Consider the following 18,088-nt stretch of genomic DNA (forward strand, 5'->3'; position numbering starts at 1 on the left):
TTTTTAAAAACACCTCATGAACTTCCTCGATCTATTCGCATCGCTGCAAGCCTGGATTTTTGAAACACTGGTACAGCCTATAATTTTTTTTATGGGGCTGGGCGAATTTACTGAAGATGCGTTTGAAGGCGTTGAATGGTTTTTGATTGGCGTGTGTGAACTACTGATTTTATTTGTGCTCTTGCGTCCGCTGGAGGCTTTGATTCCTGTGCATCGATTTAGTGATCGTAATGCTCGCTGGAATGATTTTATTTATACCGCTTTGCATCGCCTCGGTATTTTCTCTTTACTGATCTTTGTCTTGCTTGATCCAGCGCTAGATGCGTTGACTGGTGTCTTACATTTAGAAGGTGTCAATCCTTTTAATCTTGACAATCTCTGGCCAGGTTTGGTCGATTACCCTGTATTGGTTTTTATAGTGTATCTGGTGGTGCTGGATTTTTTTGACTACTGGTATCACCGCGCCTCGCATCAGTTTAATTGGTGGTGGGCTTTGCATAGTTTGCACCATAGTCAGCGAGATATGAACTTATGGAGCGATAACCGTAATCACTTGCTGGATGATTTTATTCGTGACGTGTATATGGGTTTAATCGCGATTGCGATTGGCGTGCAGCCGGGACAATATGCTTTGCTAATTGTGATCTCGCGTATGGTCGAGAGCTTGCAACACGCGAATATTCGTTTGCATTTTGGCGCCATAGGCGAACGCTTGCTGGTATCGCCACGCTACCATCGCACTCACCATGCGATAGGTATTGGACACGAGTCGCAGGGGAGTGGCACCTTAGGCGGACACAACTTTGCTGTGCTGTTCCCGATCTGGGATATGCTGTTTGGTACCACTTTATTTAGTAAGGAATTTTCTATGACAGGCATCCGCGATCAATTGCCATCACCAGATGGCAGAAGTGGCAGAGAATATGGTCGTGGCTTCTGGTCGCAACAAAGTCTGGGTTTGAAACGACTATTTGGATTAGACCATCAGACCGCTAAACCGATGAACGCGCAAACAGATCGACAAACTGGTTTCAATAAGGAGGCAAGTTAATGCGCCGCTTACTGCATGTAGGCAGCTCTATGGGGCGCGCTTTTGTTGGCCAATTTCATCCTCGTATGTTGATGCTGACCTTGTTGCCCTTGATCGTCTCCTTATTGTTATGGAGCGGATTAATGTGGTGGGGCTTACAAAGTCTGATCGATTTTATTCAAGAATCTTTGTTGCAGCACGATGGATTTCGGCTGGCGGGTGATTTCCTCGCAGTGCTCGGTGCTTTAGCATTAAAGACGGTACTAGCACCCTTACTGGCAATGTGGCTACTGCTGCCGCTGATGATCGTGACGACGCTCATTTGTATTGGCGTATTTGCGATGCCGATGATTTCTCGCCATGTACAAAAACGTGATTATCCTCATCTGGAGGCCAGACACGGCGGCTCTTTATTTGGCAGCTTATGGCACGCTTTGTCCTCGTTTTTAATTTTTGTATTGCTCTGGTTTGTTTGCCTGCCTTTGTTGTTTGTGCCGGTCGTCAATGTGGTAGTACATGCCGTTTTATGGGGTTGGTTGACCTACCGCGTAATGGCTTATGATGCGTTATCAGAGCACGCCGATGCAGCCGAGCGTATTGCTTTGTTACGTACACATCGCTGGCCTTTATTAATGATCGGCACGATGGCTGGCGCTTTGGGCGCTGCACCTAGCATGATGTGGTTAGGCGGCGTATTGGCAATTGTATTTTTGCCGATGCTGGCCGCATTGGCGATAGGCCTGTATATCTTGATTTTTGTGTTTTGTGGACTATGGTTTCAGTACTATTGTTTGAACTCACTTGCGTTGTTGCGTAGCAAAGCACAAGCAGATGAAATAGTAGATAAATAAGCAGAATACTCAAAACTGTACCAGCGGCTTAGCAGCATTCTGCTTCGCATTGCAAATGTGATTTTGCGTATTCAATTTTGCGAATTTAAATTACGCATTGATTGAATTAGATTCAAAAACCTGGGAGTTAATTATGGCGATCGGTCTTATCATTATTGGCGACGAAATTTTATCTGGCAAACGTGCGGATAAACATTTGCCCAAAGTAATTGAGCTATTAACTGCGCGTGGTCTGCAACTGGATTGGGCAGAATATATTGGCGATGATCGCACTCGCATCACATCCACGCTAGAGCGCTCTTTTGCCGGTAACGATATTGTATTTGTTACAGGTGGTATCGGCGCTACACCGGATGACCATACCCGCCAATGTGCGGCAGCAGCATTGCATTTGCCGATTGTTTTACACCCGGAAGCAAAAACCTTAATTGAACAAAGAATTACCGATATGCTGATCGAAGCTGGTAAGCCGGTTGACTTGAATTTGCCAGAGAATTTGCATCGTCTGAAGATGGGGGAGTTTCCACAAGGCGCACAAATTATCCCCAATCCGTATAACAAGATTCCCGGGTTTGCGATTCAAAATCATTACTTTGTACCAGGCTTCCCTGTAATGGCATGGCCAATGCTGGAGTGGGTACTTGATTCGCATTACTCACATTTGTTCCATCAGCACGCCAGGGCGGAAAAATCGGTTTTGGTATTTGATGCGATGGAATCGACGCTAACGCCAATGATGGAAGCGTTGGAATCACAATACCCTTTAATCAAAGTATTTAGTTTGCCCAGCGTTGGTAATCATCAGATACGCAGGCATATAGAGCTGGGTGTCAAAGGTGAGCCACAACAAGTCGAGGCTGCTTTTGATGCGATGTTAAAAGGCTTAGATGGCTTTCAGGCGGAATACGTCCCAGCCTGATTTTTATTATTCCGCATTTGGTACTGACTTCTCTTCACAATTCGCTCAATGCAAAAAATCAAATTCACATTGTTTTCTGTCCGAGCTCTGCTGATCGCTTTTGGTCCTATGATCCTGGCGGTATTGCTAGTTTGTGGCGTTGGATATTGGCTGGTCGATCCAGCGCCGCCGCGCACAATTGATTTTGCGACAGGGCAGGAGAATAGTCCTTATCAACGCTTTGCCAAACAGTACGCCGACGAGTTGGCGAAAAATGATATTACAATCCGCTTCCAGGCGACTCAAGGTTCTCAGGAAAACTTAAAACTGATCAGCGATCCCGACTCTGAGATAGAACTCGGTTTTGTCCAAAGCGGCTCTACTAACGAGGCCGATGCTTTGGATAAGGGATTGGTATCTTTAGGCAGTTTATTTTATGAGCCGATCTGGATTTTTTATCGCGGCACCAAAGAAATCAGCACCCTCAATCAGTTTAAAGGTAAGCACATTAATGTAGGACCAGATGGCACTGGCGTAGCGCGTTTGTTTAAGCAGATATTGTCAGTCAATGGCATGGAAGCTACAGACGTCCATTTGTCCAGCCTGGAAGATACACCCGCGACGGTAGCACTGTTGGACGGCACTATAGACGTGCTGGTATTTAGCTCGGCATCAGATTCACCGCTGCTGCAAATGTTGTTGCAAACACCGGGTATCCAGCTTTTTGATTTTGCACAGGCGGAAGCTTATACCCGGCGTTTTCCATTTTTATCTCATGTGGTACTGCCGCGTGGCATCGTTGATCTGGGTAAAAATATTCCAGCTAAGGATTACCATTTAATTTCGCCAACGGCAACCTTAGTCGCCCATGAAAGTCTGCACCCTGCGTTGATCAGTTTGCTGCTACAGGCAGCGCATAAAATTCATGGTGGCGCTGGCTGGTTCCAAAAGCAAGGTGAATTTCCTTCTGATAAATACATAGAAATCCCCGTGGCAGAGCAGGCGGAAAAATTCTATAAAAATGGACCGCCATTTTTGCAGCGTTATCTGAGTTTTTGGTTAGCCAATTTTGTAGAACGTATGTGGGTCGTGATTGTCGCGCTGGGAGCCTTGATTTTGCCGTTGTCAAAAATTATCCCACCGCTGTATGTCTGGCGTATTCGTTCGCGCGTATATCGCTGGTACGGTCAGCTGATGATGGTAGAGCAGGCGATTGATAACGTCAGTCCTGATCAGCGTCAGCAAGTTTTCTCGGATCAATTAAAAATGCTTGATGAGATAGAAGAGAAGGTCAATCGCATTTCTATCCCGCTGTCTTATGCTGTAGAGCTTTACGGCTTGCGCAGCCATATCAACTTTGTTCGCAAGCGGGTAGAAGGTTTGATGACAGTGTAGTTTTATAAACCAAATTGCTTTGATCAATTTCGCTATTTTGCGGATGTGCTATCTAAATTAAAGCCGAGAAGATAAATTAGTTTATGATTAAATTTTTTGCAAAAAAATTATTGTGTAATACGAGAAGTTTCGTGAGAAGTTTCGGTAGCAGTTTGTTGTTGATTGGCTTATCTGCATGCGTGACGACTTCGCCGCCTGTGACTGTGGCACCAGTCATTCCAGTTGCGCCAATTTTGAAAGTGCCTAAAACAATACGCATTGGTTTAGCTTTAGGTGGTGGCGCGGCTCGTGGTTTTGCACATATTGGCGTCATCAAGGCTCTGGAATCACAAGGGATTGTCCCGGATATTATTGTGGGTACCAGCGCGGGTAGTGTGGTTGGGGCGATGTATGCAGCGGGAAACAATGGTTTTGCGTTGCAGAAAATGGCTTTGGATATGGATGAGGCAACGATTTCTGATTGGTCTTTACCTTTGTTCGCCAAATCTAGCGGAGTTCTCAAAGGCGATGCCTTGCAAAACTATGTGAATAAGATGGTAGTGCAGGTGCCGATTGAACGTTTGAAAAAGCCATTTGGTGCCGTCGCAACTGATTTACATACGGGCTTGCCTATTCTGTTCCAACGAGGGAATACCGGTTTGGCAGTGCGCGCATCTTCTGCGGTGCCGGGCGTATTTCAGCCAGTTAGAATTAATGATAGGTTATATGTGGACGGTGGCTTAGTTTCTCCTGTCCCAGTGCGGTTCGCCCGCGAGATGGGAGCCGATTTTGTGATTGCTGTGAATATTTCTTCGCAACCGGATGCACAATCTGCCTCTAGTTCGCTGGATGTGCTGCTACAAACTTTTACCATCATGGGGCAAAGTTTGAATCAGTTTGAATTAAAGAATGCAGATGTAGTGATCCGACCTGACTTGGCGAGTATGAAGGGTAATGATTTTGCCGGTAGAAATTTGGCGATATTGGCAGGTGAGAAGGTAACTATGTCGATGATGACGGATATCAAGCAAAAAATCCGTATGATGCAAGATAGATGATTTATATACTCCCTATTGGTATATTTACTCGTCCATATATAACGTGGACGTTGAGCCAATATTCTTGATATTGATGGGGAGTATGTGTTTTTTGAGGTATTTTAAGATGCTAAGCGGGAACATCCAGATGCTAAGCGGGAACATCCAGATGCTGGGCGATGCCGGTTCTATTAACTCAATTTCGCTCAATTCTTTTCGTCATCGTTAATCCTTCTAGCGCCGTTAAAGCGTTTTTTCCAATAAGCTATATCCATGCTTTCTACTCTTACCTGACCACCAGCTGAGGGGGAGTGAATAAACTTGTTGTCGCCCAAATAAATTCCCACATGGGAGAAGCCGCGCCGCAACGTATTGTAAAAAACTAGGTCGCCGGGCTGTAAATCTTTTTGGTCAATTTTTTCGCCAACTTTGCTGATCTCGTTCGAGGTTCTTGGTAAGTCTGTCCCCAGCGCGTCTTTAAATACCAAACGCACAAAACCGCTGCAATCTAAACCATTTTCTGGCGTATTGCCGCCGCGTTTGTAGCGGATGCCAAGCATGTCCATTGCCTTAATCGTCAGGCTAGATGCGCGTTCACGCAGTTCTTGCAATTTGGTGTAAGCCGTAGAGGATTCGGGGAAGGGGTTGTCGGCGCTGAAGCTTGGACTGCAAAAAGAAAATTGCAGAGTGCTTGCTAGAAGTAGGGATAAGACTAATTTGACTTTCCTGGGAGAGCGGGAAATTTGTATTAGCATTGTTGCACCTGGTTGGAAAAACCGGCCAACTGTAAATGATCTTTGTCGTAATGTAAACCTTGCTTTTGTAAAATTAGCTAAATGATATTGTTGAAGCTATCAGTTAAAAAGTATCGAATTTTTTATCATATTTCTGCTTTATTATTCATTTTTATACTAATTTTTTTGCTCAGAATAAGCTTGTAAGCGGGCCTAGTTTAAGTGGGTCTACTATCAAAAGATCAAAACTGTTTTTATCCTTAATGAGTGCAGCTTGACGTACAATTCGAGCACATTTTAACCACGAGGCACCTATGCAAACTAAACCTGTATTAACTTTAGATGACGTCAAAAAAATCGCAGCAGCTGCAGAGACAGAAGCAAAAACCAATGGTTGGGCGGTAGTGATTGCGATTGTTGATGATGGTGGCCATTTGATGTGGTTGCAACGTTTGGACGGCGTCGCACCTATTTCCGCACACATTGCACCAGCGAAGGCGACGACGGCAGCACTTGGTCGCCGCGAGTCTAAAATTTATGAAGACGTGATCAATAATGGACGTTTCTCTTTTTTAAGTGCTCCTTATATTGAAGGAATGTTAGAAGGCGGCGTGCCTATCGTCGTTGATGGTCATTGTGTCGGTGCAGTGGGCGTATCTGGCGTTAAGTCGTCTGAAGATGCGCAGATTGCAAAGGCAGGTATCGCTGCCTTGGCACTGTAGTCTGAGTGTAATTTAATCAAATACTTGCTCGCGGCAGCCAATTGCGCTGCCGCTATTTATTTCAGCATGGTTATCTACGCTAAGAGTTGTTTGTCTGGCAGGTTTAGCCAAAAATGCTTGCGTCTTTACCCAATTTTCTGGCGTTCTTGGTTTGCTTGAGGGGTGCTTTTGCGCTATAATTCGAGGGTTTAGCTAATCCAAATCCCGTCGTAGCGCATACCAAATCCACATATCTCCTAAAATCGTTTCACACTACGTGCTACATTCGCGTGGTTCCTGAACACGGTTGTTTTGGCGCGGCGTAGCGACGGTAACAATACAGGAGTTACCCTTGCTGCCATTTCCGCAGTCTTTACGTCCCAACCAAGATGCTACTGCCATTCTTGCTCTCGCGGACGGAACTATATTCACTGGTGTTTCCATTGGCGCTGCAGGCCATACATCAGGCGAAGTTGTTTTCAATACATCCATGACCGGGTATCAGGAAATTCTGACTGATCCAAGTTACAGCTCTCAAATCGTGACTCTGACTTATCCGCATATCGGTAATACCGGTATCAATTCAGAAGATGTTGAGTCCGACAAAATTCATGCGGCTGGCCTGATCATTAAAGATTTACCTTTGATGGTGTCTAACTTCCGCTCTGAACAATCTTTATCTGACTATCTTAAATCGCAAAATATTGTTGCGATTGCAGGCATTGATACACGTAAGCTGACTCGTATTCTGCGTGAAACTGGCGCCCAAGGTGGCGCAATTTTAGTTGGTAATGATGCGACTAAGGCGCTCGCTCTGGCAAAATCTTTTCCGGGTTTGTCTGGCATGGATTTGGCAAAGGTTGTTTCTACCAGCAAGTCCTATTCATGGACAGAAACTGAATGGACTTTGGGGCAAGGTTACGGTCAACTGACCGATCCAAAATTTCATGTGGTCGCATTTGATTTCGGTGTTAAACGGAATATTTTGCGCATGCTGACAGCCCGTGGCTGCAAAGTGACCGTGTTGCCAGCCCAATCAACTGCTGCTGATGTATTGGCCTTGAATCCTGACGGTGTATTTTTATCCAATGGTCCTGGCGATCCAGAGCCTTGCGATTACGCGATTGCTGCAGCTAAAGAATTGATTGAAAAAGGCATACCTACGTTTGGTATTTGCCTCGGTCATCAGATTATGGCGCTTGCTTCCGGTGCCAAAACGCTCAAGATGAAATTTGGTCATCATGGTGCTAACCATCCGGTGCAAGATTTGGACACTAAACAAGTGTTGATCACGTCGCAGAATCATGGTTTTGCAGTTGATGTAAATTCACTGCCTGCTAACTGCCGCATTACGCATGTCTCTTTGTTTGATGGTTCTTTGCAAGGCTTTGAACGTACTGATAAGCCAGCATTTTGCTTCCAGGGACATCCAGAAGCATCACCAGGTCCGATGGATATCGCCTACCTGTTTGATCGCTTTACTAATTTAATGAGCGCAGCAAAAGCGCAGGCAAACGGAGAACAATAAAAATGCCTAAACGTCTCGATATAAAAAGCATCCTGATTATTGGTGCCGGCCCTATCATTATTGGTCAGGCTTGTGAGTTCGATTATTCCGGTGCCCAAGCATGTAAGGCTTTGCGTGAAGAGGGTTATAAAGTCATTTTGGTCAACAGCAATCCAGCGACCATCATGACTGATCCTGAAATGGCCGATGTGACTTACATTGAGCCAATTACATGGCAAGTGGTAGAACGTATTATCGCCAAAGAAAAGCCGGATGCCATTTTGCCGACGATGGGCGGTCAGACTGCCTTGAATTGCGCTCTGGATTTGCACAAACACGGCATCCTGACCAAATACAATTGCGAACTGATCGGCGCTTCACCAGAAGCAATCGACAAAGCAGAAGATCGCTCTAAGTTTAAAGATGCGATGACTAAAATTGGTTTGGGTTCTGCCCGTTCCGGCGTCGCGCATAACATGGATGAATCATGGGAAGTGCAGAAGACACTCGGTTTTCCAGTGATTATTCGCCCGTCTTTTACTATGGGCGGCACCGGCGGTGGTATTGCATATAACGAAGAAGAGTTTGAGACTATTTGCAAACGCGGGTTAGAGGCGTCACCTACTAGTGAGTTGCTGATTGAAGAATCACTGATCGGCTGGAAAGAATTTGAGATGGAAGTTGTACGCGATAAAGCGGATAACTGCATCATTGTTTGCTCTATTGAGAATCTGGATCCTATGGGAGTCCATACCGGTGACTCAATCACGGTAGCGCCTGCGCAGACACTGACTGACAAAGAATACCAAATCATGCGTAACGCCTCGCTGGCAGTTTTGCGCGAAATCGGTGTCGATACTGGCGGCTCTAATGTTCAATTCTCTATCAATCCTGCTGATGGTCGCATGATTGTGATTGAGATGAATCCGCGTGTATCCCGTTCATCCGCGCTGGCGTCTAAAGCAACAGGTTTTCCAATCGCTAAAATCGCTGCTAAATTGGCGGTTGGTTTTACCCTGGATGAACTGCGTAATGAAATCACCGGTGGCGCTACCCCAGCGTCATTCGAGCCTTCGATTGATTATGTCGTTACCAAAATTCCTCGATTTGCTTTTGAAAAATTCCCGCAAGCAGACAATCATCTGACAACGCAGATGAAGTCGGTTGGTGAAGTCATGGCAATCGGTAGAACTTTCCAGGAATCTTTTCAAAAAGCACTGCGTGGCTTAGAGGTTGGCGTTGATGGTATGAACCAAAAAACGCTGGATCGTGAAGTGATCGCAGAAGAATTGGGCGAGCCTGGTCCTGATCGTATCTGGTATGTCGGTGATGCGTTTGGTCTTGGCTTTAGCTTGGAGGAAGTGCATCAGCTGACGCATATTGACCCGTGGTTCCTAGCGCAGATTAAGGATATTGTCGATATCGAGCTGTGGTTAGATCACCAGAATCTGGATGAGCTAGATAAAGAAGTGTTGCTAAAGATTAAGCAAAAAGGGTTCTCTGATCGTCGATTGGCAAAGCTACTCAAGACTACGGACACTGCGGTACGTGAGCGTCGCCATGCCTTAAATATTCGGCCAGTCTATAAACGTGTAGATACTTGTGCTGCGGAGTTTGCAACTAAAACTGCTTACATGTATTCGACTTATGAAGAAGAGTGTGAGTCTGCACCGACCGATAAGAAAAAAATCATGGTGTTGGGTGGCGGTCCAAATCGTATCGGTCAGGGTATTGAGTTTGATTATTGCTGCGTCCATGCGGCTTTTGCGATGCGCGAAGATGGCTATGAAACCATCATGGTCAACTGTAATCCAGAAACGGTTTCGACCGACTACGATACATCCGATCGTCTGTACTTTGAGCCTTTGACTTTAGAAGATGTATTAGAAATCGTCGCTAAAGAAAAACCAGTCGGCGTGATTGTGCAGTACGGCGGACAGACGCCATTGAAATTAGCTTTGGATCTGGAGGCGAATGGCGTGCCGATTATTGGTACATCGCCAGACATGATTGACGCAGCTGAAGATCGCGAGCGTTTCCAACAAATGTTGCATAAGCTTGGTCTGCGTCAACCACCTAATCGTACAGCGCGCACCGAAGCCCAAGCGTTGGAGTTAGCGCAGGAAATTGGTTATCCCTTAGTAGTTCGCCCATCCTATGTGTTGGGTGGACGTGCAATGGAAATCGTACACGAGCAACGTGATCTTGAGCGTTATATGCGTGAGGCAGTCAAGGTATCGCATGACTCACCAGTATTGCTTGATCGCTTTCTGAATGATGCGATCGAGGTCGATGTCGATTGTATTTCTGATGGCGAACACACCTTCATTGGTGGCGTGATGGAGCATATTGAACAAGCAGGCGTGCATTCTGGCGACTCTGCATGCTCCTTGCCGCCGTATTCACTTGCCGCAGAGACGATTGAGGAATTAAAGCGTCAGACATCATTGATGGCGAAAGGCTTGAACGTTGTCGGCTTGATGAACGTACAGTTTGCGATTCAGCAGCAAGATGGTAAGGATGTTGTGTTTGTTCTGGAAGTAAATCCACGAGCATCTCGTACAGTACCTTACGTATCTAAAGTCACTGGTTTGCAATTGGCTAAAATTGCTGCACGTTGTATGGTGGGTCAGTCACTGGCTTCTCAAGGTATTCATAAAGAAGTTGTGCCATCTTACTTCAGTGTAAAAGAAGCGGTGTTCCCATTTGTGAAATTTCCTGGTGTAGATACGATTCTTGGTCCAGAAATGAAATCCACTGGTGAAGTGATGGGCGTCGGTAAAACTTTTGGTGAAGCCTTCGTCAAGTCACAACTAGGTGCTAGTATCAAACTACCAACCTCCGGCAAAGTTTTTCTGAGCGTTAAAGGTAGTGACAAGCCACGCGCAGTAAAAGTGGCTAGTGATCTAGTTGAGATGGGATTTGCTGTCGTAGCGACTAAGGGCACGGCTGCAGCGATTGCAGCAGCGGGTATCCCGGTCAGTACGATCAATAAAGTGGCTGAAGGCCGTCCGCATGTCGTTGATATCATCAAAAATCATGAGATTGCTTTGGTGATTAATACCGTAGAAGAAAAACGTAGTGCGATTACGGATTCACGTGCTATTCGTGTATCTTCACTTGCAGCGCGGGTGCCAACTTATACTACGATTGCTGGTGCGGAGGCGGCAGTGCAAGGTATGCGTCATCTAGATGAATTGCATGTCTATGATTTACAAGGTCTGCATAAAACCTTACACTAAGCAAATAGCTTAAACTTCGATACAGAGGTCACAGACGGTGTCCAATCCGGATGCCATATGTGGCCTCTGTATTTTTACTTTATGAGTGTGAATGAAATGAGTACAGTACCTCTTACCAAATTCGGCGCAGAACTGCTTAAGCAAGAATTACATAATTTGAAGACCAAAGAGCGTCCAGATGTAATTAATGCGATTGCAGAAGCTCGCGCTCAAGGCGACTTGTCTGAAAATGCAGAATATGATGCGGCTAAAGAGCGCCAAAGTTTTATTGAAGGTCGTATCGCCGAGCTGGAAGGCAAGCTCAGTGCGGCGCAAATCATTGATCCGACAACTTTAGATGCAGAGGGGCGCGTGGTATTTGGAGCGACCGTGCATTTGGAGGATTTAGATAATGAACAGAAAGTCAGCTATCAAATTGTAGGAGACGACGAAGCTGATATTAAACTCAGTAAAGTATCAATCAGCTCGCCAATTGCTCGCGCATTAATCGGTAAATATGTTGGCGATATAGTTGGTGTGCAAGCTCCTGCAGGTATTCGTGAATATGAAGTATTAGAAGTTCTGTACATTTAAGCCGAATAATAAAAATGGTCAGCGCTACATAGAGCCGACCATTGTTAAATAAAAATATTGTTTAGTATATTGAGCGCAGAGCTACTTAGCTTTATAGCGTTATCGCTTTAATGTGATCAGGTATTACCGAGGGCTGATTTTTTGACGCTGGTTTGACGTGGTTTAGCACGTTTGATTGAGCCGCCCTGAGTTACCCGCTCATTACCCTTTACCATGACTTTTGAGACACTAGGTTTTTTGGTGCCACTGGCGCTAGGTTTGACGATAGTTACCTCGCGCATACCTTTGCCTTTTTTGACTAGTTTGGTTTCCTTAATGCCGTCTAACTTAGGACGGTAAATAACCAGTAATTTGCCAATATGCTGTACCGGCGCAGCTTCTAAAGAGCTACAAATGGTATCGTACATAGCAATGCGTGCTTCACGATCATCGCCAAACACACGTACCTTAATTAATCCATGGATATTAAGGCCAGCATCGATTTCCTTCATCACGGCAGGCGATAAACCGGCTTCACCGATCAATACGATGGGTTTCAATGCATGGGCTTCAGAGCGCAGTTCGCTGCGTTCAGCGGGCGTGAGTTTCAACATATAAATTCCTTTAAAAGCAGTATTTTACGCGAATGGCAAAAAATAAATTCAATCAAAATTGGGTGCACGATCATATTAACGATCCTTATGTCAAATTGGCACAAAAGGAAGGTTATCGTGCGCGTGCTGTTTACAAGCTCAAGGAAATCGATGAGGCTGAAAAATTAATCAAGCCAGGTCAAATTATCGTCGATCTTGGCGCAACCCCTGGTAGTTGGTCGCAATATGTACGCAATAAACTAGCCGGTAAAGACGGTGGCGGGATATTGGGCGAGATTTTTGCGTTAGATTTGCTGCTAATGGAACCAATTGCAGATGTTCAGTTCATTCAGGGAGATTTTCGCGAAGCCGACGTGCTGAATCAGCTCGAGGCTAAATTGCTGGGGCGCAAGCTTGATCTTGTATTATCAGATATGGCACCCAATTTATCAGGCAACTCCACAGTGGATGCGGCGCGCATTGAATACATTATTGAATTGGCGGTTGAATTCTCTAATGCACACTTAAAACCCTCTGGTGCTTTGCTAGTAAAATGTTTTCATGGACCTGCTTACAATACGATTGTAATCATGTTTAAAACACAATTTAAAACTGTCATCAGCAAAAAACCCAAAGCGAGCAAAGACAAGTCTTCTGAGATTTTCTTACTCGGTAGAGGTTTAAAGAATAGTTAAAAAGTAAAAAGTAATGATTTATATGTTAATTCGCTCTTGATAATTACCAAGAATGGCAACATATGCGCTCTAGCAAGCTCTATCCAATACGGGTATGATGCAAAATTACTGTTTGTGTACAGGCGTAGTTCTACGTCCAAGGAGTTCTCGTGAATAATATGTTTTCAAAAGCGGCGATATGGGTAGTCATTGCCTTAGTGCTGTTTATGGTATTTAAACAGTTTGACAAAGGCATGTCTGCTAACACTGCCTCTATGCCGTATTCCGAGTTTCTGGATGAGGTTAGGGCTAAGCACATTAAAGATGCAACGATTGATGATGGCAATCGTACTGTTACAGCGACTACGCTGGATGGTAAAAAAGTCAAATCACAACTTACTATATTTGATCGTGGTTTTGTGGGTGATTTGGTCAACAACGGCATTAAATTTGATAACAAGCCGCCTGAAGAGCAGTCTTTCCTTTCCCAAGTCTTTATTTCATGGTTCCCGATGCTGTTGTTAATTGGCGTTTGGGTGTTTTTCATGCGTCAGATGCAAGGCGGCGGCAAAGGTGGTGCATTCTCATTCGGTAAATCTAAAGCACGTATGCTGGACGATACCAACAACAACGTTTCTTTTGCTGATGTCGCAGGGTGTGATGAGGCGAAAGAAGAGGTTGGCGAGATTGTTGATTTCTTGCGAGATCCAAGTAAATTCCAAAAGCTCGGTGGTCGTATTCCACGTGGTGTCTTAATGGTTGGCCCACCGGGTACAGGTAAAACTTTGTTGGCACGTGCGATTGCGGGTGAGGCGAAGGTACCATTCTTCACTATTTCCGGCTCTGATTTTGTTGAAATGTTTGTTGGTGTTGGTGCATCTCGCGTCCGCGATATGTTTGAAAACGCCAAGAAACATGCGCCATGTATCATTTTCATTGATGAAATTGATGCTGTCGGGCGTCATCGTGGCGCCGGTATGGGTGGTGGTAATGATGAGCGTGAGCAGACATTGAACCAAATGCTGGTTGAGATGGATGGCTTTGAGGCTAATTCTGGTGTGATTGTGATTGCGGCGACTAATCGTGCCGATGTCCTTGATAAGGCCTTATTGCGCCCTGGTCGTTTTGATCGCCAAGTCTCTGTTGGTTTGCCAGATATTCGCGGTCGTGAGCAAATTTTGAATGTGCACATGCGCAAAGTGCCTATCAGTACTGACGTTAAAGCCGATATCTTGGCACGTGGTACTCCAGGTATGTCAGGTGCAGATCTTGCGAATCTTGTTAATGAAGCTGCGTTATTTGCTGCACGTCGCAATAAACGCATCGTTGAAATGCTGGATTTTGAAGACGCTAAAGACAAAATTTTCATGGGACCTGAGCGTAAGTCTATGGTCATGCGTGAAGATGAACGTCGTAACACTGCTTATCATGAGTCTGGCCATGCCGTTGTCGCTAAACTTTTGCCGAAGGCAGATCCAGTCCACAAAGTAACAATCATGCCGCGTGGGTTTGCATTGGGTCTGACATGGCAGTTGCCAGAGCATGATCCGATTAGCGGCTACAAAGATAAAATGCTGGAGGAAATTTCCATTTTGTTTGGCGGTCGAATTGCTGAAGAAATTTTTGTCGGTCAAATGTCCACTGGTGCATCGAACGATTTTTCACGTGCAACGAAGTTGGCTCGTGCAATGGTGACACGCTTTGGTATGTCTGACAGCATGGGAGTGATGGTGTATGAAGATAGTCAGAGCGAAGGTTACTTTGGTGGTCCGTCAAAAACGATTTCTGAAGTGACACAGCAAAAAGTGGATGCGGAAATTCGTAATATTCTGGATACACAGTATGCCCTGTCCCGTAAATTGCTCGAAGAGAATCGTGACAAAGTTGAAGCAATGACTAAAGCTTTGTTAGATTGGGAAACGATAGATGCTGATCAGATTAACGACATTATGAGCGGCATAGATCCACGCCCGCCAAAGTTAGGTCAGTCAACACGTAAGACGCCGACAGATACAACGTCTGGTGGCGTATCTCCAAACGCGGCGGCACCAGCTTAAATATCAATTAATAGTTTGACTTTAATTTAGGGTGAGAAGCGATTCTCGCCCTAATTTTTTATATTCATGAATAATTATTTCGAATGTGGTCGATATCGATTTCCGTTACAGGGGTCACAGTTTCGTCCTTTAGTAATGGGAATACTCAACATTACGCCTGACTCATTTTCAGATGGAGGGCAATTCCAGGGATTAGATGCGGCGCTCTCACATGCGGAGCAGATGATACGAGATGGTGTAGATATTATTGATATTGGCGGCGAATCCACTCGGCCAGGTGCAACGCCTTTGTCGCTTGATGAGGAGTTGAGCCGGGTCATGCCAGTGATTTATGCTTTGCGTGATTGTGGTAAGCCTTTATCCGTCGATACCTACAAGACACAAGTAATGCGAGAAGCCATTCTTGCAGATGTTGATATGATCAACGATATCAACGGCTTTAGAGCGCCAGGCGCTATCGACGTTGTTGCCAAGGCTGATGTTGGCTTATGTGTGATGCATATGCAAAATACGCCGTCAGATATGCAACTTCAACCTGAGTATGACGATGTAAATACTCAGGTAACTGATTTCTTAGATAAGATGGTGGCCGATTTATTAAATGCTGGAATTGAGCCCCAACGTATTTGCCTTGATCCCGGATTTGGCTTTGGAAAAACCTTGCAGCATAATGTGGCAATGCTGAAAAATATAGATCAGTTTCAAGCTAGATTTGGTATGCCAATACTTGCTGGTTTATCTCGGAAATCGATGCTGGGAGCAATCACAGGGAAAAGCGTAGAGCAGCGCCTGGCCGCAAGTATTGCTGCATCAATCGCAGCCGTCGCAAACGGCGCAAAAATTTTACGAGTGCATGACGTAGCAGAGACCGTCGATGCGTTAGCCGTGTGGCGCGCGTTATCAAATTAAAGAAAGAAAATCAAAATGACGAGAAAATATTTTGGTACCGACGGTATCCGCGGCAAAGTTGGCGTCGCACCAATTACCCCTGATTTTGTAATGCGCTTAGGTTATGCTGCCGGCAAAGTGTTAGCGCAACGTGGACATAAAGGAGAGGGTAAGCCTACTGTCTTGATCGGTAAAGATACTCGGGTGTCTGGCTATATGCTAGAGGCTTCTTTAGAGGCAGGATTTGCTGCAGCTGGAGTTGATGTGATGCTCTCAGGGCCGATGCCTACTCCTGCTGTAGCTTATTTGACCAGAGCCTTACGCTTGTCGGCTGGTGTCGTGATTTCTGCCTCACATAATCCTTATTATGACAACGGGATTAAGTTTTTTTCTGCGCAGGGCAATAAATTACCTGATGAAGTCGAGCTCGCAATTGAGGCCGAGCTAGAAAATGGGATGGACTGTGTTAGTTCAGATTTACTCGGCAAGGCGCATCGTCTGCGTGACGCAAATGGTCGCTATATCGAATTTTGTAAAAGTACTTATCCCAACGAATTAGATTTACGCGGTTTGAAGATCGTAGTCGATTGCGCACATGGTGCAGCTTACGATATCGCTCCGCATGTATTTCATGAATTAGGTGCTGAAGTTATCTCTATCGGTAATCAGCCGAACGGTTTTAATATTAATGACCAGGTCGGTGCTACCGCGCCAGATGCGTTAGCTATTGCCGTCAGAGCGAATCATGCAGATATCGGTATCGCTTTGGATGGTGATGCTGATCGCCTCGTTATGGTGGATAGAAACGGTAAAATTTATAATGGCGACCAACTACTTTATTTGATGGTGATGGATCGTCTTGCAATTGGTCCAGTTCAGGGTGTGGTTGGTACTTTGATGACCAATATGGCGGTCGAGTTGGCATTGCAGGATTTGGGCGTTGGTTTTGTCCGGGCTAAAGTGGGCGACAGATACGTGCTGGAACAAATGCAAGAGCGTGGCTGGATGCTAGGTGGTGAAGGTTCCGGACATTTACTCTGCCTGGATAAGCACACTACGGGCGATGGTATTGTCTCTGCGTTGCAAGTTTTATCTGCGCTCCGTCGCAATGGCAAGACCCTGGATCAATGTTTTGAACATTTGATCTTATTCCCACAAGTTTTACTCAATGTTAAAGTGCCTGCCGGATTTAACTGGCAGAAAAATGAAGCTGCCGTTTTAGAAAAACAGCGCGTAGAAGCAGAGTTAGGTAACAAAGGGCGAGTGCTGATTCGTGCATCAGGTACGGAGCCGTTAGTCCGCGTTATGGTAGAAGCGGTTGATTTGGAAATGGCCAATAAATTTGCTCGCAGGCTAGTTGACTGTATAACACCAGCCTAATTTTATATTTGAAATTGTATCGGTCGCATTATTGAATATAGAAGCGATACCATGTACTATTCAGCCTTCGGTTTTTTATATTATTTGGCCAGTACCGCGAATAATATAAGTACTAAATAATTCAATAGCACTTAAGAATTTGATTGAATTGAATCCAAGTATTCTGTACCAGAATATTTGGTTGTTATGGTAAGTGTTATTGTATAACAATTCACATACTTCTCCCGCGCGTCGGTAGCTCAGCTGGATAGAGCAATGCCCTTCTAAGGCATGGGTCGGGGGTTCGAGCCCCTCCCGACGCACTTCTTTTCTACATCCCCAGATTTTCTAAAGTCATCAGCCTCAAGAAAAATTTGAGGCTTGTCTGTGATCAGAAACAGCTTTTGATCATCTGCCTCAGTCTTGATAAATACAAGTTTCTTTGTGTTTGCATTCATCTAATAAATAACCGCAAAATTACTTTGTGGCCATCAGAGATCCATCGTCAGATAAATATTGCATTCCCGTTAGCTTGCACTCATGCAGACTTCAAGATTTGAGTTGTAGGTTTCACCTGGGTTGATCTACATC

General features: G+C 45.1%; 15 protein-coding genes and 1 tRNA gene. 14 read left to right on the forward strand and 2 right to left on the reverse strand.

The window, feature by feature from the left end:
* The first annotated feature begins 16 nt into the window (after positions 1–16).
* The 5 genes from QN395_RS00965 (at position 17) to QN395_RS00985 (ending at position 5,211) form a co-directional block, all read left to right on the forward strand.
* A complete protein-coding gene (locus tag QN395_RS00965; protein WP_322119348.1) occupies positions 17–1,051 on the forward strand; it encodes a sterol desaturase family protein in 1,035 nt (344 codons plus the stop codon).
* Positions 1,051–1,881, forward strand: coding sequence for an EI24 domain-containing protein (locus QN395_RS00970; protein WP_322119347.1), 831 nt, complete (start codon positions 1,051–1,053; stop codon positions 1,879–1,881). Before QN395_RS00965 ends, QN395_RS00970 begins: the two co-directional genes overlap by 1 nt.
* Positions 1,882–2,014: 133 nt before the next feature.
* Positions 2,015–2,800 carry a competence/damage-inducible protein A gene (locus QN395_RS00975; protein ID WP_322119346.1) on the forward strand — a complete coding sequence of 262 codons (786 nt, stop codon included), beginning with the start codon at positions 2,015–2,017 and terminating at the stop codon, positions 2,798–2,800.
* A gap of 48 nt (positions 2,801–2,848) precedes the next feature.
* Positions 2,849–4,174 carry a TAXI family TRAP transporter solute-binding subunit gene (locus QN395_RS00980; RefSeq protein ID WP_322119345.1) on the forward strand — a complete coding sequence of 442 codons (1,326 nt, stop codon included), beginning with the start codon at positions 2,849–2,851 and terminating at the stop codon, positions 4,172–4,174.
* 131 nt (positions 4,175–4,305) lie between these two features.
* Positions 4,306–5,211: a patatin-like phospholipase family protein gene (locus QN395_RS00985; protein ID WP_416200113.1), complete on the forward strand. Its 906-nt coding sequence runs from the start codon at positions 4,306–4,308 to the stop codon at positions 5,209–5,211.
* Positions 5,212–5,396: 185 nt separating this feature from the next.
* On the opposite strand, the gene QN395_RS00990 is transcribed toward QN395_RS00985, so the two are convergent.
* On the reverse strand, positions 5,397–5,945 hold the full coding sequence (locus QN395_RS00990; RefSeq protein ID WP_322119343.1) for a C40 family peptidase: 549 nt from the start codon (positions 5,943–5,945) through the stop codon (positions 5,397–5,399).
* Positions 5,946–6,238: 293 nt separating this feature from the next.
* Between QN395_RS00990 and QN395_RS00995 the strand changes: the two genes are divergently transcribed.
* From QN395_RS00995 to greA, 4 genes are all read left to right on the forward strand, one after another.
* Entirely contained in the window at positions 6,239–6,646 is a 408-nt protein-coding gene (locus QN395_RS00995; RefSeq protein WP_322119342.1) for a heme-binding protein, read from the forward strand.
* Between the two features lie 331 nt (positions 6,647–6,977).
* Positions 6,978–8,153: a glutamine-hydrolyzing carbamoyl-phosphate synthase small subunit gene (gene carA, locus QN395_RS01000; RefSeq protein ID WP_322119341.1), complete on the forward strand. Its 1,176-nt coding sequence runs from the start codon at positions 6,978–6,980 to the stop codon at positions 8,151–8,153.
* Positions 8,154–8,155: 2 nt separating this feature from the next.
* Entirely contained in the window at positions 8,156–11,374 is a 3,219-nt protein-coding gene (carB, locus tag QN395_RS01005; protein WP_322119340.1) for a carbamoyl-phosphate synthase large subunit, read from the forward strand.
* A 96-nt stretch (positions 11,375–11,470) separates the two neighbouring features.
* Positions 11,471–11,947 (forward strand): transcription elongation factor GreA, encoded by a 477-nt coding sequence (gene greA / locus QN395_RS01010; RefSeq protein WP_322121594.1) that lies wholly within the window; start codon positions 11,471–11,473, stop codon positions 11,945–11,947.
* Between the two features lie 116 nt (positions 11,948–12,063).
* On the opposite strand, the gene QN395_RS01015 is transcribed toward greA, so the two are convergent.
* Positions 12,064–12,540, reverse strand: a complete 477-nt coding sequence (locus tag QN395_RS01015; RefSeq protein ID WP_322119339.1) for a YhbY family RNA-binding protein — start codon at positions 12,538–12,540, stop codon at positions 12,064–12,066.
* 32 nt (positions 12,541–12,572) lie between these two features.
* On the opposite strand from QN395_RS01015, the gene QN395_RS01020 reads away from it, so the two are divergent.
* The 5 genes from QN395_RS01020 to QN395_RS01040 all read left to right on the forward strand — a co-directional run bounded on the left by QN395_RS01020 (position 12,573) and on the right by QN395_RS01040 (position 17,820).
* Positions 12,573–13,214, forward strand: a complete 642-nt coding sequence (locus QN395_RS01020) for an RlmE family RNA methyltransferase (RefSeq protein ID WP_322119338.1) — start codon at positions 12,573–12,575, stop codon at positions 13,212–13,214.
* Between the two features lie 149 nt (positions 13,215–13,363).
* Positions 13,364–15,250, forward strand: coding sequence for an ATP-dependent zinc metalloprotease FtsH (ftsH, locus tag QN395_RS01025; protein ID WP_322119337.1), 1,887 nt, complete (start codon positions 13,364–13,366; stop codon positions 15,248–15,250).
* A 66-nt stretch (positions 15,251–15,316) separates the two neighbouring features.
* Entirely contained in the window at positions 15,317–16,159 is an 843-nt protein-coding gene (folP, locus tag QN395_RS01030) for a dihydropteroate synthase (RefSeq protein ID WP_322119336.1), read from the forward strand.
* A 15-nt stretch (positions 16,160–16,174) separates the two neighbouring features.
* A complete protein-coding gene (glmM, locus tag QN395_RS01035; protein WP_322119335.1) occupies positions 16,175–17,518 on the forward strand; it encodes a phosphoglucosamine mutase in 1,344 nt (447 codons plus the stop codon).
* A gap of 228 nt (positions 17,519–17,746) precedes the next feature.
* Positions 17,747–17,820, forward strand: a tRNA-Arg gene (locus QN395_RS01040).
* Positions 17,821–18,088: the final 268 nt, after the last annotated feature.

Source organism: Undibacterium sp. RTI2.2 (assembly GCF_035018705.1).
GTDB lineage: Bacteria > Pseudomonadota > Gammaproteobacteria > Burkholderiales > Burkholderiaceae_D > Undibacterium.

Excerpts from the sequence above, each read along its gene's own strand:
- QN395_RS00965 (WP_322119348.1), top strand. The coding sequence starts at position 17 with ATGAACTTCCTCGATCTATTCGCATCGCTGCAAGCCTGGATTTTTGAA.
- glmM (WP_322119335.1), top strand. The coding sequence starts at position 16,175 with ATGACGAGAAAATATTTTGGTACCGACGGTATCCGCGGCAAAGTTGGC.
- QN395_RS01015 (WP_322119339.1), bottom strand. The coding sequence starts at position 12,540 with ATGTTGAAACTCACGCCCGCTGAACGCAGCGAACTGCGCTCTGAAGCC.
- greA (WP_322121594.1), top strand. The coding sequence starts at position 11,471 with ATGAGTACAGTACCTCTTACCAAATTCGGCGCAGAACTGCTTAAGCAA.
- QN395_RS00980 (WP_322119345.1), top strand. The coding sequence starts at position 2,849 with ATGCAAAAAATCAAATTCACATTGTTTTCTGTCCGAGCTCTGCTGATC.
- QN395_RS01020 (WP_322119338.1), top strand. The coding sequence starts at position 12,573 with ATGGCAAAAAATAAATTCAATCAAAATTGGGTGCACGATCATATTAAC.
- QN395_RS00970 (WP_322119347.1), top strand. The coding sequence starts at position 1,051 with ATGCGCCGCTTACTGCATGTAGGCAGCTCTATGGGGCGCGCTTTTGTT.
- QN395_RS00995 (WP_322119342.1), top strand. The coding sequence starts at position 6,239 with ATGCAAACTAAACCTGTATTAACTTTAGATGACGTCAAAAAAATCGCA.
- QN395_RS00975 (WP_322119346.1), top strand. The coding sequence starts at position 2,015 with ATGGCGATCGGTCTTATCATTATTGGCGACGAAATTTTATCTGGCAAA.
- folP (WP_322119336.1), top strand. The coding sequence starts at position 15,317 with ATGAATAATTATTTCGAATGTGGTCGATATCGATTTCCGTTACAGGGG.
- carB (WP_322119340.1), top strand. The coding sequence starts at position 8,156 with ATGCCTAAACGTCTCGATATAAAAAGCATCCTGATTATTGGTGCCGGC.
- QN395_RS00990 (WP_322119343.1), bottom strand. The coding sequence starts at position 5,945 with ATGCTAATACAAATTTCCCGCTCTCCCAGGAAAGTCAAATTAGTCTTA.